A 25,046-nucleotide genomic window follows, 5' to 3' on the forward strand; every position below is an offset into this window, starting at 1 on the left:
ATGCAACTGCCTGCCCACCCAGAAGCTTTCCCTCTTTGCGCACAGCAAGGCGCCGTGCTCAGCCGCCAGGACCGTCTCGGTCGGCCGTTGAACGCCTTGGTCCGTGTGTCTATCGCTGGCGTTTGCCAGCCGTCACGGCTGCAGGCCGTGCTCGATGAGCTGCAACAGCGCCACGAAGTCCTGCGGACTCGCTACCTGCGCATCGACGGCTTGCGCCGCCCGGTGCAGGCGGTGGCGCAGGAGGTTCGGTCGCCGTTGTATTCGGCGCTGGCGGGGGAAGCCGATGAGGTGGTGCGCCGTGCCTTGGAGCAGGTCGCGTTCGCCGCCGCCGTGGTGCAAGAGGCCAGCGATGCCAATGGCTTCGTGGTGGTGCTGGGTGCGTCCCTGGCCAGCGTCGATGCCCAAGCCTTGCAGCAATTGGCCGAGGAGCTGCGACAAGGCTACAGCAGCCACTTGCCGGCCGCCGATGACGAGGCCCTGCAGTACATTGACTACGCCACCTGGCAAGGTGAACTGGTGGCTGCCGACCTCGGTGCGCAAGGCGCGAGCTATTGGCGCGGGGTGCAACAGACAGCGTTGCCACGCGGGCCGTTGCCGTTCGAACGAGACGTGCAGGCCAGCCGGGTCGAGCCGTTGCGGGTGCCTGCAGACGAATTGCTGCAGGCCTTGGACCAGCGCGCCGCAGCCCTGGGCATGCCGGCCGACGATCTGCTGTTGTGCCTCTGGGGTGGTTTCCTGTGTCGCTTGACCGAGCAGCCACAGGTAAACCTGACAGTGACCCTGGAGGGGCGCAACGAGCAGGTGCAAGGAATCCTCGGCCGCTTCGAGCGTCGCCTGCCGATCAACCTGGTGTATGCCGCCGATGCCAGCCTGGCGCGTACGCTGGAGGATCTGCGTGGGCGCCTGGACGAGGCCCGATCGTGGCTGGAATGCCTGGATGAAGGTGCCGTGGCCGGGCTCGACAGCGACGGCGGCTTTGGCTTCAGCGCTGAGTGTCGGCAGGTGGCGGGCGTCGAGGTGGAGCTCGATGCCTATGAATTGCCATTGCTGAGCCTGGGCCGGGAAGGCCGGATGCTGCGCCTGGAACATGCCGCCGAGCGCTTCGAACCCGCGGTGGCGGCGCTGTGGCTGGAGCAGTTCGGCGTCTTTGCCGGTTATGCGCTGACCGATCTCGAGCAGCGCCTGGCCCAGGTCAGCCTGCTGGGCGCCGCGGAGCGGGCGCGCATCGCCGCCTTCGAACTGGGCCCGGACATGCCCCTGGCATCGCCGGGGCTGTTGCACCGTCTGTTCGAGGCGCAAGTTGCGCGCAAGCACAACCAACTGGCGGCGCGCCAAGGCGACGAGACCCTCGATTACGCCACGCTGGAGCAGCGTGCCAACCAACTCGCCCATGCCTTACAGGCCGTGGGCGTGGGGCGTGAGCGGATCGTCGGGGTGTATGCACGGCGTTCACTGTCCGCCCTGGTGGCGATGCTGGGGATCCTCAAGGCCGGTGGCACCTATCTGCCGCTGGACCCGGACTACCCGGCCGAGCGCCTGAGCTTCATGCTCGCCGATGCCGGCGCGTCGTGCCTGCTGACCCTGGACCCCCTCGACAGCGAACTGCGCCTGCCAGCCGGGCTGGCGGTGCTGTCCCTGGCATCGGACTCGGTCATCTGGCAGGGGCCGGACGCACCTGTGCCAGTGACGGTGAGCGGCGATGACCTGGCCTATGTCATCTATACCTCTGGCTCCACCGGCACGCCCAAGGGCGTTGCCGTCAGCCATGCCAACGCCCTGGCCTCGACCCTGGCACGTTTCGTCCACTACCAGGCACCAGTGGAGTCGTTCCTCTTGCTCTCGTCGTTGTCGTTCGACAGTTCCGTCGCCGGGCTTTTCTGGACCCTGGGCCAGGGTGGCTGCCTGCACCTGCCCACACCCGGGCAAGCCAAGGACCCGCGGGCCATAGCGCAACTGCTGGGTGAACAGCGGATTTCCCACTACCTGGCATTGCCCGGCCTGCACGGCGAAGTGCTGGAACACCTGGGCGAGCAGCGCCTGCGCGTGGTGGTGGTCGCCGGCGAGGCGTGCACGCCGGCCTTGGTCGCGCGGCATTCCCAGCGACTGCCCGACACCTTGTTGAGCAACGAGTACGGGCCGACCGAAGGCAGCGTCTGGTGCAGCGCCTGGAACGCCGACCTGGGGCCGGTGACCATCGGCCGCCCGGCGCCGGGAATGCGCATGCTGTTGCTGGACGCCCAGCTGGAGCCCGTGCCGATCGGTCAGATTGGCCAGCTGTATGTCGCAGGGCCGGGGGTCACCCGTGGCTACCTGGATCGCCCGGCACTGACCGCTGAACGCTACCCGACGCTTGCCGATGGCAGTCGGGGCTATTGCACCGGCGACCTGGCGCGCTGGCGCACCGACGGCCAGTTGGAGTTCCTTGGGCGAATCGACGCCCAGGTGAAGATTCGCGGGTTCCGCATCGAGCCCGGCGAAGTGGAAGCCGTGCTGGCGGGTTGTGCAGGGGTCAGCGAGGCGGCGGTGGTGGTTCGTGAAACGGCCAGTGGCGCGCAATTGCTGGCGTTTGTGGTGGCCCGCGTACAGGGCGCCGAGGAACCGCTTGCCGAGCGCCTGCTTGCCCAACTGGCACAGCGGCTGCCGGCGCACCTGATTCCGAGCGCTGTGCACCAACTGGAACGCCTGCCGTTGATGCCCAACGGCAAGGTAGACCGCCGTGCACTGTCGGCCGAAGCCGTCGTCGAGCAGGCCTACCAGGCACCGCAGACTGAACTGCAACGCATCCTCGCTGGTGTCTGGCAGGACGCGCTGGGGGTTGAGCGGGTCGGCCTGCAAGACAACTTCTTCGCCCTCGGCGGTCACTCGCTGCTGGCCACCCGCTTGCGCGCGCGCCTGGCGGAACAACTGGGCATCGAACTGCCGTTACGGCTGTTCTTCGAGGGCGAAACCCTCGAGCGTTTCAGCGCCAAGGTCGCCCAATTGCAACAAGCCCCCGGCAATGACCTGGATGCGCTGGAAAATCTGTTTGCCGAAGTGGAGGCACCATGACTGTCGCCGATCGTTTGCTCGCCCTGGCCCGGCGCTTCGCCGAACTCGACCCGGCCGCGCGTCGCCAGCTGGGTGAGAAGCTCAAGTCCCAGGGCATGAGCATTGAAAGCCTGCCGATTCCACCGCGCCCGGACAATGCTTCAGCACTGGCGGCGTCCTATGCGCAGCGTCGCTTGTGGACTCTTTGGCAACTGGACCGGGAGTCGGCCGCCTATAACCAGGCAGGCGTGCTGCACCTGCAAGGTGAGCTGGACGAGGCGGCATTGCAGGCGGCGCTCCACAGCCTGGTCGCCCGCCATGAAATCCTGCGCACCCGCTTTGCCGAGGTTGATGGCGAGCTGTCGCAAGTGATCCAGGCCCCCGTAGCGCAGGCCTGGCCAGTCCTCGATCTGCGCGCCATGGCCGATCCTGATGCGGCCCTGGCCACGGCTTTGCAAGACGCTGCCGGGCAAGCGTTTGACCTCTATCAAGGGCCGTTGCTGCAGTTCACCCTGGTACGTTTGGGCGAGCAGCGTCACGCCTTGTTGCTGGCGTTGCACCACATCGTTTCCGATGGCTGGTCAATGCAGATCCTGCTCGGCGAACTCGCGCAGGGCTATGCCGCCTACCTGCAGGGGCAGGCCCCGCAGTTGGCGGATTTGCCAGTGCAATATGCCGACTACGCGCTGTGGCAACGCAATTGGCTGGAAGCCGGCGAGGGCGAGCGCCAACTGGCCTATTGGCGCCAGACCCTGGGCGAGCGTCCGCCGATCCTCGAACTGCCGGCCGATCATGCGCGACCGGCGCAAATGAGCTTTCGCGGCGCGAGCCTGGGCTTTGAACTGGAACCGGCACTGAGCGCGCGCCTCAAGGCGCTGGCCGCTGCCAGTGGTTGCAGCGTGTTCATGCTGTTGCTGGCCGCCTTCAAGGTCCTGCTGCACCGTTATACGGCGCAACAGGAACTGCTGGTGGGGGTACCGGTGGCCAACCGTCAGCGCCAGGAAGTCCAGGGGCTGATCGGCTTTTTCGTCAATACCCAGGTGTTGCGCAGCGAACTGCAGCCGCGCCTGGCGTTCCGCTCCGTGCTCGACGCGGTCCGGCAGACGGTCATCGCCGCCCAGGACTGCCAGGACCTGCCGTTCGAGGAACTGGTGGACGCCCTCGGTGTAGAGCGCAGCCTGAGCCGCAACCCGCTGTTCCAGGTGATGTTCAATCACGAGCAGCGCAGCACTGCCGAACTCTCCGGCATGCCCGGCTTGCAGGCCCGGCTGCAGGTGGCTACGCCGCAGATGGCCAAGTTCGACCTCAGCCTCGATACCGAGGAAGACGCCAATGGCGTGCTCAGTGGTGCCTTCACCTATGCCACCGACCTGTTCGATGCCGCGCGGATCGAGCGCATGCGCGGGCATTTCCTGCGTCTGTTGCACGACTGCGCCGAGCGTCCTGACGCGGCGATCGGCGACCTCACGCTGCTTGACGCCGATGAGCGCCAGCAGGTGCTGGATGGCTGGAACGCCACCGCGGTCGATTACGCTCAGCCGCAATGCCTGCAGGTGTTGCTGCAGGCGCAGGCGCTCGCTACACCCGAGGCTACGGCGCTGATCGTCGGCGATCGGCAACTTAGCTACGGCGAACTCAACGCTGCCGCCAACCGCCTGGCGCATTACCTGCGCTCGCGCGGCGTCGGCCCGGAGCATTTGGTCGGGGTGTTCGCCGAGCGTTCGCTGGAGATGGTGGTCGGTCTGCTCGCCGTGCTCAAGGCCGGCGCTGCCTACTTGCCGCTGGAGCCGGACCAGCCTGACCAGCGCCTCGCCTACATGCTTGAGGACAGCGGCGCCAAACTGCTGCTGACCCAGGAGCATCTGCTGGCGCGCCTGCCAGCCAGCGATCGCCAGGTGCTGTGCCTGGACCGCGACGCTGCGCTGTTTGCCGAGTACCCGGTGGATGACCCGGACCTGCTCAATCACCCCGATCAGCTCGCCTATAGCATCTACACCTCCGGCACCACCGGCCGGCCAAAAGGGGCGGGCAACAGTCACGCCGCGCTGTGCAATCGCCTGCAATGGATGCAGGCCACTTTTGCCCTCGATCAGCACGACCGGGTGCTGCAAAAGACGCCGTTTGGTTTCGACGTCTCGGTGTGGGAGTTCTTCTGGCCGCTGATGACCGGCGCGACCCTGGTCATGGCGGCTCCCGGCGCCCATCGCGATCCGGCCGAGCTCAAGGCGATCATCGCCGGGCACGGCATCAGCGTCCTGCACTTCGTGCCGTCCATGCTGCAAGCCTACCTGGCCTCTGAGTCCCTGGCCGACTGTCCGCGCTTGCGCCTGGTGATGTGCAGCGGCGAAGCCTTGCCCGTGGATCTGCAGCAGCGCTTCCTGGCGCAGAGCAACGCCGGCCTGCACAACCTTTATGGCCCCACCGAGGCGGCCATCGACGTCAGCCATTGGGCTTGCCATGACACCCCGGGCCTGCACAGCGTGCCTATTGGCCGGCCGATCGCCAACCTGCGCCTGTACGTGCTCGATGGACAATTGTTGCCGGTGGCCAAAGGTGTGCCGGGCGAGCTGTACATCGGCGGTGTTGGCTTGGCTCGGGGTTACCTGGGACGTCCCGGGCTGACTGCCGAGCGTTTTATCGCCGATCCGTTCGGCCAGGGCAGCCGGCTGTACCGTACCGGTGACCTGGCGCGCTGGCGTGACGATGGTGCGATCGAATACCTGGGACGTATCGACCATCAGGTAAAAATCCGTGGCTTGCGCATCGAGCTGGGGGAGATCCAGGCGCGTCTGCTGGAACACCCAGCGGTCAGCGAAGCGGTGGTGGTAGTGGCGCAAGCGACAGCCGGCAGCAAGCAATTGCTCGGCTATGTGGTCGCGGCTGCCGACGACGGCCTGGCAGACGCCCTGCGTCTGCGCTTGGGTGAAGCACTGCCGGAGTACATGGTGCCGGCGCAGATCATCGTGTTGACGCAGATGCCCTTGAGCGCCAACGGCAAGCTCGACCGCAAGGCCTTGCCGGAACCGGTGCGCAAGGTCCGCACCCTGGACGCGCCACAAGGGCCGGTGGAGCAGGCGCTGGCGACGATCTGGAGCCAGTTGCTGGGTGTCGATGAGATCGACGCCCAGGATAATTTTTTCGAACTCGGTGGCGACTCCATCATCGCCATCCAGGTCGCCAGCCGCGCCCGGTTGGCCGGTTGGCAGGTCGGTCCGCGGGATCTGTTCCGCCACCAGACCTTGCGCCAACTGGCGCAGGTGGCCACGGCGCTGGGCCAGCAACGCGAAGGTGCTGCACGCCCGGTGCCGGGCGTTATCGCCCTGACGCCAGTGCAACAAAGGTTCTTCGCCACGCCCATGGTCCAGCGTCAGCACTGGAACCAGTCGTTGCTGCTGACCGTGGCAACGCCGCTGGCGGTGGCGCAACTGGAACAGGCGCTCACTACCCAGGTCGCTCATCACGATGCCTTGAACCTGCGTTGGCACCAGGAGCCTGCGGGCACCTGGCATGGCGCCTACGCGGCGCCCACCGGGGTCGAGGTCTGGAGCCGCGAGGCGGCGGATGCCGACGCCCTGGCGCTGCTCGTCAACCAGGCGCAACGCAGCCTGGACCTGACGCACGGTCCACTGTTACGGGCCGTGTTGATCGACCTGAAAGGCGCTGGCCAGCGCCTGTTCCTGGCGATTCATCACCTGGTCGTGGACGGCGTTTCCTGGCGCATCCTGCTCGAAGACCTGCAGCAATTGCTGGCCGATAGCACTGCGGCGTTGCCGCGGCGCAGCCATGCCTTCGGTGAGTGGACGGGTTTTCTGGCGCAGCGCGCGCAGCACAGCGAGGTGCTGGCGCAAATGCCCTGGTGGCTGGCGCAACTGGGCGAGGTTGCGGCCAGCTTCCCGGGGGCGCGCCACGCTGGCCCGGCCGCGGTCAGTGAGGCCGTGACGCTGACCTTGGAGTTGGACCAGACCCAGACCCGCCAACTGCTGCGCGATGCCCCGGCGGCCTATCGCACCCAGGTCAACGACCTGCTGCTGTGTGCCCTGGCCCGGGCCTGGTGGCGCTGGAGCGAACAGGGCGAACTGTTGGTAGAGCTGGAAAGCCATGGCCGCGAGGAACATCTGGCTAACCTGGACCTGAGTCGGACCGTCGGCTGGTTCACTTCTACCTATCCTGTGCGGCTCCAGGCCGGCGCTGACCTGGGCCAATCGCTCAAGGCCACCAAGGAACAACTGCGTCGGGTGCCGGACGGCGGGCTGGGCTTCGGCTTGCTGCAACAGTTGGCACCCGCGCAGGTGCGGGCGCAGTTGGCGGCGCGGCCGGTGCCGCGCATCACCTTCAACTATCTGGGCCAGTTCGATACCAGCTTTGACGCTGGCCTGCTGCGCCGTGCGACGGAGCCTTGCGCAGACAGCCTGGACCCGGCGGCGCCGTTGTCCAATTGGCTGTCGATCGACGGCGGGGTGAACGACGGTCGCCTGCAGTTGGCCTGGACCTTCAGCCCACAGCAACTCGACGCGGCGCGGCTGGCCGAACTGGTGGCACTGTATGAGGCCGAACTGTTGGCGCTGGTCGCCCATTGCCTGACGCCAGGCGTCGGCGGTGCGACGCCGTCGGACTTCCCCTTGGCGACCCTTGACCAAGCGCAACTGGATGCCCTGGCGCTGCCGCTGAGCCAGGTTGAAGACCTCTACCCGCTGTCGCCGATGCAGCACGGCATGCTGTTCCACAGCCTGTATCAACCGGGCGATGGCAGCTACATCAACCAGGTGCGCATGGATGCCGAAGGCCTCGATCCGCAGAGTCTGCGTGCCGCCTGGCAAGCGTCCCTGGACAGCCATGGCGTGCTGCGCAGTGGATTTGTCAGTCCGGCGAGCGGGGTACCGTTGCAGGTCATCATGGGTGCTGTCGCGCTGGACTGGAGCGAGGCCGAGGCGGGTGATATCGAAGCCCTCGCCGAGGCCGAGCGCCGTCCCTTCGACCTGCTGCGTCCACCCTTGATGCGGCTGCTGCTGGTGCAGACCGGCACCGACCGGCATCACTTGATCTGGACCTGCCATCACTTGCTGCTCGACGGTTGGAGCCAGGCCCAGTTGTTCGCCGAGGTGATGCAGCGCTATGCCGGGCAAGCGCTGCCGACCCCTGTGGGGCGCTATCGTGACTATATTGCCTGGTTGGCCGGCAACCCTGCGGCCGCCAGCGAGCGCTTCTGGCGCGAGCAGTTGGCGCCGCTGCAGTCGCCCACCTCGCTGGCGGCGGCTATTGCCCTGGAAAATCCCGGGCAAGGCACCGCCGAGCATCGCTCGCAGCTGTCCAGCGCGACCAGCGAGCGGCTGCGCCAATTCGCCCGCCAGCGCAAGGTCACCCTCAGCAGTCTGCTGCAGGCTGCCTGGCTGTTGCTGCTGCAGCGCTACACCGGCCAGGCGTGCGTGGCCTTCGGCGCCACCGTCGCCGGGCGTCCGGCCGAGTTGCCGGGGATCGAGCAGCAACTGGGGCTGTTCATCAATACCTTGCCGGTGGTTGCCAGCCCGCACCCACAGCTCACCGTCGGCCAATGGCTGGACCACGTCCAGGCTTTGGGCCTGGCGGTGCGCGAGCATGAACACTCGGCGCTGTATGACATTCAACGCTGGGCCGGGCAGGGCGGGCAGAGCCTGTTCGAGCAGATCCTGGTGTTCGAGAACTACCCGCTCGACAGCGCGTTGTTGAGTGGCCAGGGCGACGGCCCACGGTTCTCCAATCTGCTCAGCCGCGAGCAGGGCAATTACCCACTGATGCTGCTGGTCAACCAGGGCGACTCGTTGGCGTTCTGCTACAGCTATGACCGTGCCCGCTTCGATAGCGCGGCGATCGAGCGCCTCGACGGCCACCTGCAGCAGCTGTTGCTGGCGATCAGCGAGGACGCCAGCCTGCGTTTGGGGCAACTGCCGTTGCTGGGCGCCAGCGAACGGGCAGCGGTATTGGCTGCCGGCGCTGCCCGCGACCACGGGGTAACCGATTTTGACCTGGTGCAACAATTCGAGCGCCAGGCCGCCCGTGTGCCGCAGACGATTGCGCTGCGCCAGGCAGATCTGTGCCTGAGCTACGCCGAACTGAATCGCCAGGCCAATCGCTTGGCTCACCGCCTGCAAGCCGCGGGCGTGGGTCCGGATGTGTTGGTGGGCGTGTGCCTGGAACGCGGGCCGCAGCTCCTGGTGGCCTTGCTGGCCGTGCTCAAGGCCGGCGGCGCCTACGTGCCGCTGGACCCTGAGTTCCCGGCCGAACGCTTGCGGCACATGCTCGATGACAGCGGCGCTGCGCTGTTGCTCAGCGAGACCGCGTTGCAGCCCGCGTTGCAGGCGCTGGGCACGGTCGCCGAGTGCTGGTGGCTGGATCAACTGGAGGAGCAAGGCCGCGACAGCAACCCAACTCCGTTGGCCGGCGGCGAGCACTTGGCCTACGTGATCTACACCTCTGGCTCTACCGGCAAACCCAAGGGCGTGGCCGTGCGCCGTGCCGGGCTGGGCAACTTCCTGGCGAGCATGGCCCAGGCGCCGGGGCTGGAGCAGAACGGTCGATTGCTGGCCCTGACCTCGCTGTCGTTCGACATCGCGGTACTGGAGCTGTATTTGCCGCTGGTCAGTGGCGCCGGCGTGGTGTTGGTGGATCGCGACACCGCCCGTGATCCGCAGCGCCTGTGGGCGCAGATCGAACAACAGCAAGTGACCGCGATCCAGGCCACGCCTTCGACCTGGCGCATGCTCGCCGAGCATCCGAGCCTGCCGGCCCTGGCCGGCCGCCAGGTGCTGTGCGGTGGCGAAGCCTTGCCGGCCGATCTGGCGCGCAGCCTGAGCGCGGTCGCCGGTGGTTTGTGGAACCTGTATGGCCCGACCGAGACCACGGTGTGGTCGGCACGTTACCGGCTGGACGCCGAACACCCGCAGGTGTTGCTCGGCGAAGCCCTGGCCAACACCGCGCTGCACGTCCTCGATGATGACCTTGAGCCGTTGCCGCCAGGCGTGGCCGGTGAGCTGTACATCGGCGGCGAAGGCCTGGCACGGGGTTACCACGCCCGGCCGGCACTCACGGCCGAGCGTTTTGTCGCCGACCCATTTGGCGACGGCGCGCGGCTGTACCGCACTGGCGACCTGGTGCGCCGCCGCGCCGATGGTGCGCTGGAATACCTGGGACGGATCGACCAGCAGGTGAAGATCCGTGGGTTCCGCATCGAGCTGGGCGAAATCGAAGCCTGCCTGCTGGCAGAGCCCGGAGTGCGCGAAGCGGCGGTGGTCGCACGGCACAACCAGTTGATGGGTTACGTGGTGGCCGAGCCCGACGATGCCCTGTTGGGCCGGTTGCGTGAGCGCCTGCAAGCGCAACTCCCGGACTACATGGTGCCGGCGCGACTGATGCGTCTGGAGCGCATGCCGCAGACGCCGAACCGCAAGCTCGATCGCAAGGCCCTGCCGGAGCCGGAGCTGGAAACCCGCGTGCACGTGGCGCCGCAAGGCGCGGTAGAAACCCTGCTGGCCGCGATCTGGCAAAGCGTGCTGAACGTGGCGCAGGTCAGTGCCGAGGACAACTTCTTCGAGCTGGGCGGCGACTCGATCGTCTCGGTGCAAGTGGTGGCGCGGGCCCGTGAAGCCGGCCTGACGCTGGCCCCGCGTGACCTGTTCGAGCAACAGACGGTACGCCGCCTGGCCTTGGTCGCCGGGCATCTGCTGCCGCAGGCGGCACCACCGCTCGCCGGTGGCACTGGTCTGGGGTTGCTGGATGACGCCGCCTGGGCGCGGTTGCCGGTCAGCCGCGCGGCACTGGCAGATGCCTACCCCCTGTCGCCGATGCAGCAAGGCTTGCTGTTCCATGGCCTGAGCGACACCACCGCCGGCGTCTACGTCAACCAACTGGCATTCGACGTCGATGACCTCGATCCCCAGCGCTTGCGCCAGGCCTGGCAACAACTGATCGCGCGCCATCCGATCCTGCGCACCGCCTTTGCCTGGGATGGCCTGGATCAAACGCTGCAACTGGTTTACCAGCAGGTCCCAGAGGCCTGGGAAGAGCACGACTGGCGCGGCCGCGATGTTAGCCCAGAGGCCCTGGCGGAGTTCGCCGAGCAACAGCGTGGCGTGGCATTCAGCTTTGACGTGCCGGTGTTGCAGCGGGTCCAGGTATTGCGCCTGGACGCCAATCGCTCCCGCCTGGTGTGGACGTACCACCATCTGCTGCTCGATGGCTGGAGCAGTGCGCGGATGATCGAGCAATGGCTGGGTCTGTATGTCGGTGAAGACACTGGCGCCCAGGCCGGCCGTTATGGCGACTACATCGACTGGCTGCAGCGCCAGGATCCGCTGCGTGGCGAAGCATTCTGGAAGGCCCGCACCGCGACACTCGATGCGCCGACCTTGCTCGCCGGGACCGCGACCGCGACCGCGCCGGCGTCGCAGCACCTGCTGGAGTTCAATCTGGAGGTCCAGGCGACCGACCGCCTGAAGGATTTTGCCCGCCGCCAGCGGGTCACCCTCAATACCCTGGTGCAAGCTGCCTGGCTGCTGCTCCTGCAACGCCACAGTGGCCAGCGCGTGGTGTGCTGCGGCGTCACGCTGTCGGGGCGTCCGGCCGATCTGGCCGGCAGTGCCGAGATGCTTGGGCTGTTCATCAATACCTTGCCGCTGATCGCTGAGCCGCTGGTCCAGCAGCCGTTGGCTGACTGGCTCTTGCAGTTGCAGGGCGAGACCTTGCAGTTGCAAGAGCAGGCGCATGTGCCGTTGTACGAGGTGCAGCGCTGGGCGGGAAGTGCCGGCCAGTCACTGTTCGACAGCTTGCTGGTGTTCGAGAACTACCCGGTGGACGCTGCCCTGCGCAGCCGTGCGATCCAGCGGCTAGGCATCGCTGGGGTGCACCAGCGCGAGTCCAGCCACTATCCGCTGACCCTCACCGTCAACCCGGGTGAGCAACTGCAGTTGGCCTTCGCGGCCCGTGGCGAGGCATTCAGCGAGGAATTCCTGGCACAACTGGCGGGGCACCTGGGTGAGTTGCTGCGCGCGCTGCCGGGGGATCCACAGCGCTGCCTCGGCGAGCTGGCGATGCTTACGCCAGAAGCCCGTGAGCGAGCCATCGACCGCGCTCGGCAAACCCCGGCGCTGGCGGAGGGGCTGAGCCTGCCGACGCTGTTCGCCGAGCAAGCGCGGCGCACGCCGTCTTTGCCGGCGGTCAGCGACGCCGCCGAAACGCTCGACTATGCCAGCCTCGATCAGGCCTCCACGCGCCTGGCCCAGCACCTGCTGGCCCATGGTGTGGGGCCGGCGACGTTGGTCGGGGTGTGCCTGGAGCGTCGAGCCCAGTTGCTGGTAACCTTGCTCGCCGTGCTCAAGGCCGGCGCTGCCTACGTGCCGCTGGACCCGGAATTCCCGGCTGAGCGCCTGCGCCACATGCTCGATGACAGTCAGGCGCGCTGGGTGTTGACCGACAGTGCGTTGCTCGAGCAACTGCCGCCGGCCACCCCCGGCCAGCAGCGCTGGTGCCTCGACCAACTGGACTTGCCGGCTGCCGAGCCGACCTCGCCAGGCCTGCCGAGCATCGACCCGCAGCAACTGGCCTACATCATCTATACCTCGGGCTCCACCGGGCTGCCCAAGGGTGTCGCCGTGCACCACGGGGCACTGGCCAACTTCCTGTCGAGCATGGCCCAGGCACCGGGCCTGGCAATCGGCGAAAAGGTCCTGGCGCTGACTTCACTGTCCTTTGATATCGCGGCGCTGGAGCTTTACCTGCCACTGGTGTCGGGCGCTAGCGTGGTGATGGCCGATCGGCTGCTGGCCCGCGACGCCGGCCGCTTGCTGCAGTACATCGCCGACCAGGGCGTCGGCTGCGTGCAAGCCACACCGTCGACTTGGCGGATGCTCAGTGAGCATCCGCAGTTCAGCGCCCTGAATGGGGTGCGCGCGTTGTGCGGCGGCGAGGCCTTGGCCAGCGATCTGGCGGCACGCCTGCAGACTGTGGTCGGTGAGTTGTGGAACCTCTATGGCCCGACCGAGACCACCATCTGGTCGGCGCGCATGCGCCTGGACCGTGATGCACCGCAAGTGCTGCTCGGTGAAGCCATCGCTGGCACCGCCTTGCATGTTCTCGACGAAAGCCTGGAGCCAGCGGCCGAAGGCGTGGCCGGTGAACTGTACATCGGTGGCGTCGGCCTGGCCCGTGGGTATCACCGTCGTCCGGGCCTGACGGCCGAGCGTTTCATCGCGGCGCCCTTCGGCGCTGCTGGCGAGCGTTTGTACCGCACGGGCGACCTGGTGCGCTGGCGCGGCGCGGCGCTGGAGTACCTGGGGCGCATCGACCAGCAGGTGAAGATCCGCGGCTACCGCATCGAACTCGGTGAGATCGAAGCCTGCCTGCGCCGCTTCCAGGGCGTGCGCGAAGCCGCTGTGGTGGCGCGTCCAGGACCTGCCGGGAGCGTGCTGGTGGGCTACGTCGAAGCGGATGCGGCGCCTGGGCTGGCGGCACTGCTCAAGCAGCTCCTGCAAGCGGCACTGCCGGATTACATGGTGCCGGCGCAGATCGTGGTGCTGGCGCGGATGCCGCAAACCCCCAATGGCAAGCTCGATCGCAAGGCGTTGCCGGCGCCTGACTGGCAGGCACGCCAGCATGTCGAGCCGCGCACGGCGCAGGAGCGTCAGTTGGCGGCGATCTGGTGTGAGCTGCTGGGCCTGGAGCGCGTGGGCATCGACGACGATTTCTTCGAGCTCGGCGGGCATTCGTTGCTCTTGACCCGCCTGGTGTCGCGGATCCGCGAGACCTTTGGCCTCGATCTGCCGATTCATACGCTGTTCGACTACCCCAGCGTCGGCGCCCTTGCCGCGCAGCTGGAACATGCACCTGCCGCCGCTGACGACGGGTTGCAGCTGGATTTCATGAATGATTTGCTGGAAGAACTGGAGCAGGCCGAATGAGTAGTGTCCTAGACCCCAAGGTAGCGGCGCAGGACCGTGAGTTGCAGGCCATCAGTGCGCGCCTGGCACAACTGCCGCAGGACAAGCAGCAACTGTTTCTCGCCAAACTGGCCGCCGCGGGCGTCAACCTGCGGCGTCTGCCGGTACCGGGCCTGGCGCGTGACGGCGCCCTGGCTCTGTCTGCCGCGCAGAGCCGGCAATGGTTCATCTGGAAACTCGATCCCCAGGCGCCGACCTACAACCTGCACCGCGCCGTGCGCCTGACCGGCAAGGTCAACCAGGAGGCCATCGGCAATGCGTTGCGCGCTATCCTCGCGCGACACGAAAACCTGCGCAGCCGTTTCCATGAGGTGGACGGCCAGCCGCACCTGTTGATCGAACCCAAGGTCGAACTGCAAGTGGTTTACCAGGACCTCGCCGAGCTTGCAGCGCCAGCGCGTCAGGCGCGGGTCGACGAGCTGCACATGGCGTGCGCCATTACCCCTTATGACCTGGCCAACGGACCGTTGCTGCGCGTGACCTTGCTGCGCCTGGCGGCCGATGAGCATCTGCTGTTGCTGGGGGTGCACCACATCGTCGCCGATGGCTGGTCGATGAACCTGCTGGTGGACGAGTTCACCCGTGGCTACAACGCCCATAACCGTGGCGTGGCCGCTGAGTTGCCGGTGCTGACGGCACAGTACGCCGACTGCGCCGCATGGCAACGCAAATTGCTGGCAGCGGGCGAGGGCGAGCGCCAGCTGGAATATTGGCTGCAACGCCTGGCCGGTGAGGCGCCGTCCCTCGAGCTGCCGTTCGACCACCAGCGTCCGGCGCGCCCCAGCGGCCAGGGCGCAGTGCTGTGCTTCGAGATCGAGCCGGCACTGGCCGGGCGTCTGCGCAAGGTGGCCCAGGCCCGTGGGGCGACGCTGTTCATGTTGCTGCTGGCAGCGTTCAAGGTGCAGTTGTATCGCTACAGCGGGCAGGGCGACCTGCGCGTCGGCGTGCCGATTGCGGGCCGGGGCAACAGTGAAAGCGAGCGTCTGATCGGCTTCTTCGTCAACACCCTGGTGATGCGCACCGCGCTGGATGGGCGTGAGTCCTTTGAAACCCTGTTGGCGCGTGTGCGCCAGGGCGCGCTGGCCGATCAGGCCAATCAGGACCTGCCATTCGAGCAATTGGTCGAGGCGCTGGCGCCGCAGCGCAGCCTCAGTCACAACCCGCTGTTCCAGGTGATCTATAACCACCAGTGGTACGACAGTGCGGCCCTGCAGACCCTGGACGGGGTGGTCATGCAATCGTTGCCGCCGGTCATGCGCGCGGTGGATTGCGATCTGGCGCTGGACACTGCCGAGGATTCCACCGGTCGCCTGTTGTGTGAACTGAGCTATGCCAGCGATCTGTTCAGCGCGCCGCGTATCGAGCGCTGGCGCCGGCACTTCGAGGCGCTGCTGGAGCAGATTGCCGAACGCCCGCAAGCGCGCCTGTGCGATTTCGATTTGCACGAGCCGGCGGCCTGGCAGCAGTTGTTAGCCTGGAACGCGCTGCCTGCCAGCACCCAGGACGAGCAACGGGTAGACCTGCGGATCGCCGAATGGGCGGTGCGTACCCCAGACGCCCCGGCCGTGCGTTGCGGCGAGCAGGTCCTGAGCTTTGCCGAGCTTGAGCGCGAGGCCAATCAACTGGCCTGCTACCTGCACGCCCGTGGTGTCGGGCCCGAGTGCCGGGTCGGTGTCGGCCTGCCACGTTCGCCACGGTTGCTGGTGGCGCTGCTGGCGGTGCTCAAGACCGGGGCGGCCTATGTGCCGCTCGACCTGGACTACCCGCAGGAGCGCCTGGCGTACCAGATCCGCGACGCCGGCCTGGCCTGGTTGCTGGGCGACAGCCGTGACCCACGCCGGGCGCCGCTGCCTGAAGGGGTCGAACGCCTGGACCTGGACCTGCTGGACCTGACGCGCGAGCCTGACCTGGCGCCGCCGGTCACCCCCCATGGGCACAACCTGGCGTATCTGATCTACACCTCCGGTTCCACCGGTTTGCCCAAGGGGGTAGCGGTGGCCCATGGTCCGTTGGCCATGCATTGCCGGACCATCGGCGCGCGCTACGAAATGACCCCGGCCGACCGTGAATTGCACTTCATGTCGTTCGCCTTCGACGGTGCCCACGAGCGCTGGCTGACGGCCCTGACCCACGGTGCCAGCCTGGTGCTGCGCGACGATAGCCTGTGGACGCCGGAGCAGACCTACCAGGCCATGGGCCGTTACGGGGTGACCGTCGCGGCCTTCCCGCCAGCCTACCTGCAGCAGATTGCCGAACACGCCGAGGGCCGCGATGACGTGCCTGCGGTACGGGTCTACTGCTTTGGCGGGGACGCGGTCCCCCACGCCAGTTTCGAGCAAGTGCGCCAGGCCTTGCGCCCGGCGTGGATCATCAACGGCTACGGGCCGACCGAGACCGTGGTCACGCCTCTGATCTGGAAGGCCGGCCCGGCCGATCACTGCCAGGCCGGTTACGCGCCGATCGGCGACCGCGTCGGCGCACGCAGTGCCTGGGTCCTGGACGCTGACCTGAACCCAGTGTCGACAGGCGTGTGTGGCGAGCTTTACCTGGGTGGCGAAGGCCTGGCCCGGGGCTATTTCCAGCGTCCGGGTCTGACTGCCGAACGCTTCGTCGCCGACCCGTTCGGCGCGCCGGGCGCACGCCTGTATCGCACCGGCGACCTGGTGCGCCAGCGTGCCGACGGGATCCTCGATTACCTGGGCCGGGTCGACCATCAGATCAAGGTCCGTGGCTTTCGCATTGAGCCGGGGGAGATTGAAGCGCGCCTGCGTGCCGACGCCCGGGTGCGCGAGGCACTGGTGGTGGCGCGCGAAACCCTCACCGGCAAGCAACTGGTGGCTTATGTAGCGGCTGACGATGAGCAGTTGGGCGCTGAACTGCGGGCGTTGCTGCGTGAACAACTGCCGGACTACATGGTGCCGGCGCGGATCATGGTGATGCGGCAGTTGCCGCGCAACGCCAACGGCAAGCTGGACCGCAATCAACTGCCCGAGCCGGTGTGGCAGGCAGACAGCGAAGGCTACCAGGCCCCGGAGGGCGAACACGAGCAACTGCTGGCGCAGATCTGGAGCGAAGTGCTCGGCCTGCCGCAAGTCGGCGCGCTCGATCACTTCTTCGAGCTAGGCGGCCATTCGCTGCTGGCGGTGCAAGTGGTGGCGCGCCTGAAGAAACGCCTGGGCCTGGAAGTGCCGGTGCGCCAGCTATTCGATACGCCGCGCTTGCGCGACCTGGCGGTGACCTTGGCCCAGCCCGCCACCGCCAGCGCCGCGCCGTCGTTGCACGCGTTGACGCATGCCGACGGCGCACCGCTGTCGTTCAATCAGCAGCGCCTGTGGTTCCTGTGGAAACTGGCCCCCGAGAGTGCGGCCTACAACATTGCGGGTGGCCTGCGTTTACGCGGCACGCTGCGGGTGACCGCGCTGCAGGTGGCATTCGAGCAACTGCAGGCGCGCCATTCGGCGCTGCGCACGGTGTTCGAGGACGATGGCGAGCGGGTGTGCCAGCGGGTCATTGATGACCTGCCAGTGGCGTTCAGCGAAGTCAGCCTGCAACACCTGGCGGCCGATGAGCGCGAAAGCCAGTTGGCCCAGCGCATGGCCGAGGAGGCGAACTACGCCTTCGACCTGGCCGCTGGCCCGTTGATGCGGGTGTGCCTGGTGCGCCTGGCGGCAGAGGAACACGTGTTGCTGCTGACCCTGCACCACATCATTGCCGACGGTGCCTCGGTGAAACTGCTGCTGGAGGAGTTTGCCAGTTGTTACCGCGCCCAGTGCGCCGGCGCGGTCCCACAGTTGCCAGGGTTGACCATCCAGTACGCCGACTTCGCCGTGTGGCAGCGGCAATGGCTGGACAGCGGCGAGTGCGCGCGACAGTTGGCGCACTGGTCGCGGCACCTGGGCCGCGAGCATCCGCTGCTTGAACTGCCCCTGGACCACCCACGTCCGGCGCAGCAGAGCTTTCGTGGCGACAGCTGCGAATTCGCCGTGCCGGCGGCACTGGCGCAGCAACTGCAGCGCCTGGCGCTGGAGCAGGGCAGTTCGCTGTTCATGCTGTTGCTGGCAGCTTTCGGTGTGTTGCTGATGCGCTACAGCGGTCAGCGCGACCTGCGGATCGGCGTGCCGATTGGCGGCCGTCAGCAAGAGGAAACCGAGGGCCTGGTGGGCTTTTTCGTCAACACCCAGGTATTGCGCCTGCAGATCGACGGCCAAGCCTCGTTCAGCCGGCTGCTCAGCCAGACCCGCGACGACGTGCTGGACGCCCAGGCCCACCAGGACCTGCCGTTCGAACAACTGGTCGAGGCCTTGCAGCCGCAACGCAGCCTCAGCCACAACCCGCTGTTCCAGGTGCTGTTCAACCACGACCGGGTCGACAGCCTGGCCAGCCTGGCGCTGCCGGGGATGACGGTCGAGGCGCTGGCCGGCGCCCGACGCAGCACCCAGTTCGACCTGGTGCTGGACACCCGCGAGTGCGCCGACGGTCAATTGCTCGGTAGCTTCGGCTATGCCAGCGACTTGTTCGAGCGTGCCACGGTGACGCGCCTTGGCGGGCACTTCCTGCGCTTGCTGCAGGCGATCGCCCAGGCGCCAGAAGAGGCGGTGGAGCGCCTGCCGTTGCTCGCCTTCGAGGAGCGCGAGCAACTGCTGCAAGGCTGGAACGCCACCGAGCGCGACTACCGCCAGGTGCCGATGCTGCCGCAGCTGATCAGTCATCAGGCCGCAAAGACTCCCCACGCCTGTGCGCTGGTCTACGGCGAGCGCCAGTTCACTTATGCCGAGCTTGAGACACGGGCCAACCGCCTGGCCCACTGGCTGCGCAGCCAAGGGGTGGGTTGTGATGTGCGGGTCGGGGTGTTCGCCGAGCGCTCGGCAGAACTGGCCATCGCTTTGCTGGCGATCGTCAAGGCGGGCGGCGCCTATCTGCCGCTCGATCCGGACTACCCGGCCGATCGCCTGGCCTTCATGCTCGAGGACAGCCACGTGCCGTTGTTGCTCACCCAGCAGGCGCTGCTCGAGCGCTTGCCGGCGTGCAACGCGCCGGTGTGGTGCCTGGACCGCGACTGGGCCCAGACCGACGACCAGCCCGAGCACGCGCCCGTCATCGAGTACCCGCCGCAAAGCCTGGCCTACTGCATCTACACCTCCGGCTCCACGGGCCGGCCGAAAGGCGTGGGCAACCATCACGCGGGCCTGCTCAATCGCCTGCAATGGATGCAGGACGAATATCGCCTGGATGGCGATGATCGGGTCCTGCAAAAAACCCCTTTCAGTTTCGACGTGTCGGTGTGGGAGTTCTTCTGGCCGTGGCTGGCCGGTGCCACACTGGTGCTCGCCGAGCCTGGCGCGCACCGTGATCCGGCGCGCCTGCGCGAGGTGATCGTCGAACAGCGCATCAGCACGCTGCACTTCGTGCCGTCGATGCTCCAGGCGTTCGTTGCCGCCGGCGAGCTGGCGGCCTGTAGCGGGTTGCGCCAGGTGATGTGCAGTGGCGAGGCGCTGCCCCATGAGTTGCAGCAGCAATTCCAGGCGCAGCATCACGCGGCGCTGCACAACCTTTATGGGCCGACCGAAGCGGCCATCGATGTCAGCTACTGGCATTGCGTCGACGAGCCGGGCCGGCACAGCGTGCCCATCGGCCGGCCGATCGCCAACACCCGCTTGATGATTCTCGACAGCCAGTTGCAGCCGGTGCCGGTGGGTGTCGCGGGCGAGCTGTACATCGCCGGCGCCAACCTGGCGCGGGGTTACCTGGGCCGAGCGGGGCTGACGGCCGAGCGGTTTGTCGCCGATCCGTTTGGCTCTGGGGGCGAGCGCATGTACCGCACCGGCGACCTGGCGCGTTGGCGCCCGGACGGGGTGATCGATTATGTCGGCCGGATCGACCATCAGGTCAAGCTGCGCGGCCTGCGTATCGAGCTGGGCGAGATCGAGGCGCGGCTGCTCGAGCATGGCGTGGTGCGCGAGGCGGTCGTGGTGGCCTGGCCGGGCGACGCGGGGGCGCAGTTGGTCGGTTATGTCACGCCTGACAGCCCGCAAGCCGACCCCCAAGGGTTGCTGGACGCCTTGCGCGATCATCTGCGTGAGCACCTGCCGGACTACATGGTGCCGGCGCAGTTGCTGTACCTGGAGGCCATGCCGCTGAGCCCCAATGGCAAGCTTGACCGCAAGGCGCTGCCTGCGCCGCAATGGCAAGCGCGCAGCTACCAGGCCCCGCAAGGTGAGCGCGAAACGCTGCTGGCGGCGATCTGGCAAGCGGTGCTGGGGGTGCAGCAGGTTGGCCGCGACGACGATTTCTTCGAGATCGGCGGTCATTCGCTGCTGGCGGTGCGGATCATTTCGAAAATCCGTGAAGTGTTCGCCATCGAGTTGCCCCTGCGTTCGCTGTTCGATACGCCGAACGTCGCAGGGCTGGCCTTGGCCCTTGAACGGAGCCGCAGCACCTCTGCCGATGGCCCGCGGCGTCGGCAACGCCCGGCCCGTGCGCCGTTGTCGTTTGCCCAGCAACGCATGTGGTTCCTCTGGCAACTGGACCCCGCCAGCGACGCCTACAACATGCCGGTAGCCCTGGAACTGGTGGGCGCGCTGGACCGGTTGGCCCTGGAACGCGCCTTCAGTGGCTTGCTCGAGCGCCACGAAGCGCTGCGCACCTGCTTCCCGAGCGAGGGCGGCGAGGTCTACCAGCAGGTGCTGCCGGCAAGCGGCTTCAGTCTGTCGTTCAGCGACCTGCGTGCCGCCGCCGATCCCCAGGCTGAGGCGGCAGCCTTGCGCGCGCAGCAGGCCCACGCCGGGTTCGACCTGGTCCAAGGCCCCTTGCTGCGCGGCCAGTTGCTGCGTTTGGGCGAGCAGCAGCACCACGTGCTGTTGACCTTGCACCATATGGTGGGTGATGGCTGGTCGATGGAGATCCTGGTCCGCGAACTGGGCCAGCTGTATGCCGCCGAGTGTGCGGGGGCTGACGCGGCGTTGGCAGTCTTGCCGATCCAGTACATCGACTATGCCCTGTGGCAGCGCGACTGGCTGGCCGGCGGGGAGGGCAAGCGTCAGCTCGACTATTGGCAGGCGCAGTTGCAGGACGCGCCGCGGATCCTCGAGTTGCCGGCCGATCACCCGCGTCCGGCGCAGCAGAGCAACCGTGGCGCGAGTGTCAGCGTCAGCCTGCCGGACACGCTGGCGGCCAATCTGCTGCGTCAGGCGCAGGCCCATCACGTGACGCCATTCATGCTGTTGCTGGCGGCCTTCAATGTGTTGCTGCAACGCTTGAGCCGCCAGGATGACCTGTGTGTCGGAGTGCCGGTGGCCAACCGCTTGCGCGGCGAGTGCGAAGGCCTGATCGGCCTGTTCGTCAACACCCAGGTACTGCGCACCCGCATCGATAGCGCCCAGCCGTTCAGTGCCCTGGTGCTGCAGGTACGCGACAGCGTGCTGGCGGCCCAGGCGCATCAGGACTTGCCGTTCGAGCAACTGGTGGAAGCGCTGCAACCGCAACGCAGCCTCAGCCACAACCCGCTGTTCCAGGTGCTGTTCAGCCTGCAGCGGCACGACGTGGCGCTGCGCGATCAGTTGCCCGGGCTGCAGTTGTCGAGCCTGCCGGACGAACGACGCACTGCGCAGGTTGATCTGGGGCTGTTTGTCGATCAGCGTGGCGAACAGCAGTTTGATTGCACCTTCAATTACGCCAGCGATCTGTTCGAGCGCGCCAGCATCGAGCGCCTGGCCGGGCATTTCCTGCAACTGCTTGAAGCCCTGCTGGCCGAGCCTGCCCGGGCACTGGGGCGGGCGCCACTGCTGGCTGCCAGCGAACGGTCGGCGGTACTCGCTGCCGGCGCTGCCCACGACCATGGGGTGGCCGATTTCGATCTGGTGCAACAATTCCAGCGCCAGGCCGTCCGTGTGCCGCAGGCGATTGCGCTGCGCCAGGCGCAACTGTGCCTGAGCTATGCCGAACTGAATCGCCAGGCCAACCGCTTGGCCCATCGCCTGCAAGCCGCGGGCGTGGGGCCGGATGTGTTGGTGGGCGTGTGCCTGGAGCGCGGGCCGCAGCTCCTGGTGGCCTTGCTGGCCGTGCTCAAGGCCGGCGGCGCCTACGTGCCGCTGGACCCTGAGTTCCCGGCCGAACGCTTACGGCACATGCTCGACGACAGCGGCGCTGGGTTGTTGCTCAGCGAGACCTCGTTGCAGCCCGCGCTGCAGGCGCTGGGTGCCGCCGCCGAGTGTTGGTGGCTGGATCAACTGGGCGAGCAAGGCCGCGACAGCAACCCAACACCGTTGGCCGGCGGCGAGCATTTGGCCTACGTGATCTACACCTCCGGCTCTACCGGCAAACCCAAGGGCGTGGCCGTGCGCCGTGCCGGGCTGGGCAACTTCCTGGCGAGCATGGCCCAGGCGCCGGGGCTGGAGCAGAACGGTCGATTGCTGGCCCTGACCTCGCTGTCGTTCGACATCGCGGTCCTGGAGCTGTATTTGCCGCTGGTCAGTGGCGCCAGCGTGGTGTTGGTGGACCGCGACACCGCCCGTGATCCCGAGCGCCTGTGGGCGCAGATCGAACAACAGCAAGTGACCGCAATCCAGGCCACGCCTTCGACCTGGCGCATGCTCGCCGAGCATCCGAGCCTGCCGGCCCTGGCCGGCCGCCAGGTGCTGTGCGGTGGCGAAGCCTTGCCGGCCGATCTGGCGCGCAGCCTGAGCGCGGTCGCCGGTGGTTTGTGGAACCTGTATGGCCCGACCGAGACCACGGTGTGGTCGGCACGTTACCGGCTGGACGCCGAACACCCGCAAGTGTTGCTCGGTGAAGCCCTGGCCAACACCGCGCTGCACGTCCTCGATGATGACCTTGAGCCGTTGCCGCTGGGAGTGGCCGGCGAGCTGTACATCGGCGGCCAAGGCCTGGCGCGGGGTTACCACGCCCGGCCGGCACTCACGGCCGAGCGTTTTGTCGCCGACCCATTTGGCGACGGCGCGCGGCTGTATCGCACTGGCGACCTGGTGCGCCGTCGCGCCGATGGTGCGCTGGAATACCTGGGACGGATCGACCAGCAGGTGAAGATCCGTGGGTTCCGCATCGAGCTGGGCGAAATCGAAGCCTGCCTGCTGGCAGAGCCCGGAGTGCGCGAAGCGGCGGTGGTCGCACGGCACAACCAGTTGATGGGTTACGTGGTGGCCGAGCCCGACGATGCCCTGTTGGGCCGGTTGCGTGAACGCCTGCAAGCACAGCTGCCGGACTACATGGTGCCGGCGCGGCTGATGCGTCTGGAGCGCATGCCGCAGACGCCGAACCGCAAGCTCGATCGCAAGGCCTTGCCGGAGCCGGAGCTGGAAACCCGCGCGCATGTGCCGCCGCAAGGCGCGGTAGAAACCCTGCTGGCCGAGATCTGGCAAGGCGTGCTGAACGTGGCGCAGGTCAGTGCCGAGGACAACTTCTTCGAACTGGGCGGCGACTCGATCGTCTCGGTGCAAGTGGTGGCGCGGGCCCGCGAAGCCGGCCTGGCCCTGACCCCGCGTGACCTGTTCCTGCACCAGAGCGTGCGGGCGCTCGCCGCCCAGGCGCGGCCATTGGAGGAGGTCGCGTCGCGCGCTGTGGCACGCATCGATCTCAGTGCGCTCAGCGCGCAGGCCCTGGCCGCGTTGCCGGTGGGGCTGGAGGCGATTGAAGACATCGTGCCGCTGTCGCCGATGCAGCAGGGCATGCTGTTCCATGCCCTGGACACCGGCAGCGAGCTGTATGTGAACCAGCTCGACGTGGTGATCGACGGCCTGGATGCACCGCGCTTCATTGCCGCCTGGGACGAGGTCAGCGGGCGTCATGACAGCCTGCGTGGCAGTTTTGTCTGGCAGGGTTTTACCGATGCCATGCAAGTGATCCATCACGCCGTGACGTTGCCGGTGGAGCAATTGGACTGGCGTGCACTCACGCCCACCGAGGAACAGGCCCAGGCCGTGGCCCGTGAGCAGCGCGAACGACCGTTCGACCTGAGCCAGGCGCCACTGCAACGGCTGTTGCTGGTGCAACTGGGGCCACGGCGCTATCGCCTGGTCTGGACCTATCACCACCTGCTGCTCGATGGTTGGAGCCTGTCGCTGCTGATCGGCCAGGTCCTGCGTCGCTATCTCGGCCAGCCACTGCCGGAACCGGGCCGCTACCGCGACTACATCGACTGGTTGCAAACCCGCGACCCGCTGGTCAGCGAGCGCTTCTGGCGCGAGCGCCTGCAGCCGCTGGAAGAACCGACCTTCCTCGCCCAGGCACTGACCGGCAAACGCAGCGAACGTGGTCACCAGGCGATCTACAGCCACCTGGACAGCGTGCGCACCGGGCGCCTGAAGGATTTTGCCCGCAGTCAGCGGGTCACCCTCAATACCCTGGTACAAGCCGCTTGGCTCCTGCTATTGCAGCGTTATACCGGCCAGCGTTGCGTGGCATTCGGTGCCACTGTCTCGGGCCGGCCTGCACAATTGCCCGGTTCCCAAGACACCCTGGGGCTGTTCATCAATACCCTGCCGATCGTCCAGGCGCCGCTGCCCGAGCAGCGCTTGGGGGACTGGTTGCAGGAGCTGCAGGCCTACAACCTGGCGGCGCGCGAACACGAGCACACACCCTTGAGCCAGGTTCAGCGCTGGGCCGGGCGCGGTGGCCAGGCGCTGTTCGACAGCATCGTGGTGTTCGAGAATCAGCCGGTCGACCGTCTCCTCAGTGAATGGGACGATGGCGAGTTGCAGTTCGAGACGGCGCGCGGCCATGGCGTGACCAACTTCGCCATGGACCTGATGGTCACCCTCGGCGACGCGCTCGAGATCGAGTACATGTTCCTGCGCGAGCACTTCGACCTGAGCCAGGTGGAGGGCATTCGCGGTCACCTCGAGCAACTGCTCGAGGGCTTCTGTGCCAGCGCCGACACAGCGCTGGGTGAGCTGGGCATGCTCGGCGAAGTCGAGTTGCGCGCCCGGGCCCAGGCCAACCACCTGGCGCAGCGGCGCAGCTTGCCGTCGGTCATCCAGGGCATCACCGAATGGGCGCGGCGCAGCCCGCACTGGGATGCGGTGCTCTGCGGTGAACAACGCCTGA

The 25,046-nt window shown here is 67.3% G+C and carries 3 protein-coding genes (1 of these 3 only partly in view); all 3 read left to right on the plus strand.

Features of this window, described 5'->3' with window-relative positions; all coding sequences use genetic code 11:
• Tightly spaced (each overlapping or abutting the next), the 3 genes in view from QMK50_RS26500 to QMK50_RS26510 form a layout consistent with a single transcriptional unit that may run on beyond the window.
• Positions 1–3,048 (plus strand): amino acid adenylation domain-containing protein, encoded by a 3,048-nt coding sequence (locus QMK50_RS26500; RefSeq protein ID WP_320334427.1) that lies wholly within the window; start codon positions 1–3, stop codon positions 3,046–3,048.
• Positions 3,045–13,952, plus strand: coding sequence for a non-ribosomal peptide synthetase (locus QMK50_RS26505; protein ID WP_320334428.1), 10,908 nt, complete (start codon positions 3,045–3,047; stop codon positions 13,950–13,952). Before QMK50_RS26500 ends, QMK50_RS26505 begins: the two co-directional genes overlap by 4 nt.
• Positions 13,949–25,046 carry the 5' portion of a non-ribosomal peptide synthase/polyketide synthase gene (locus QMK50_RS26510; protein ID WP_320334429.1) on the plus strand. It continues 3,020 nt past the right edge of the window, so the window shows 11,098 of its 14,118 coding nt (coding positions 1–11,098); its start codon is at positions 13,949–13,951; its stop codon lies beyond the right edge, outside the window. The genes QMK50_RS26505 and QMK50_RS26510 overlap by 4 nt, the downstream gene beginning before the upstream one ends.

The organism is Pseudomonas sp. P5_152 (genome assembly GCF_033989915.1).
Classification (GTDB): Bacteria; Pseudomonadota; Gammaproteobacteria; order Pseudomonadales; family Pseudomonadaceae; genus Aquipseudomonas.

Excerpts from the sequence above, each read along its gene's own strand:
- QMK50_RS26500 (WP_320334427.1), top strand. The coding sequence starts at position 1 with ATGCAACTGCCTGCCCACCCAGAAGCTTTCCCTCTTTGCGCACAGCAA.
- QMK50_RS26505 (WP_320334428.1), top strand. The coding sequence starts at position 3,045 with ATGACTGTCGCCGATCGTTTGCTCGCCCTGGCCCGGCGCTTCGCCGAA.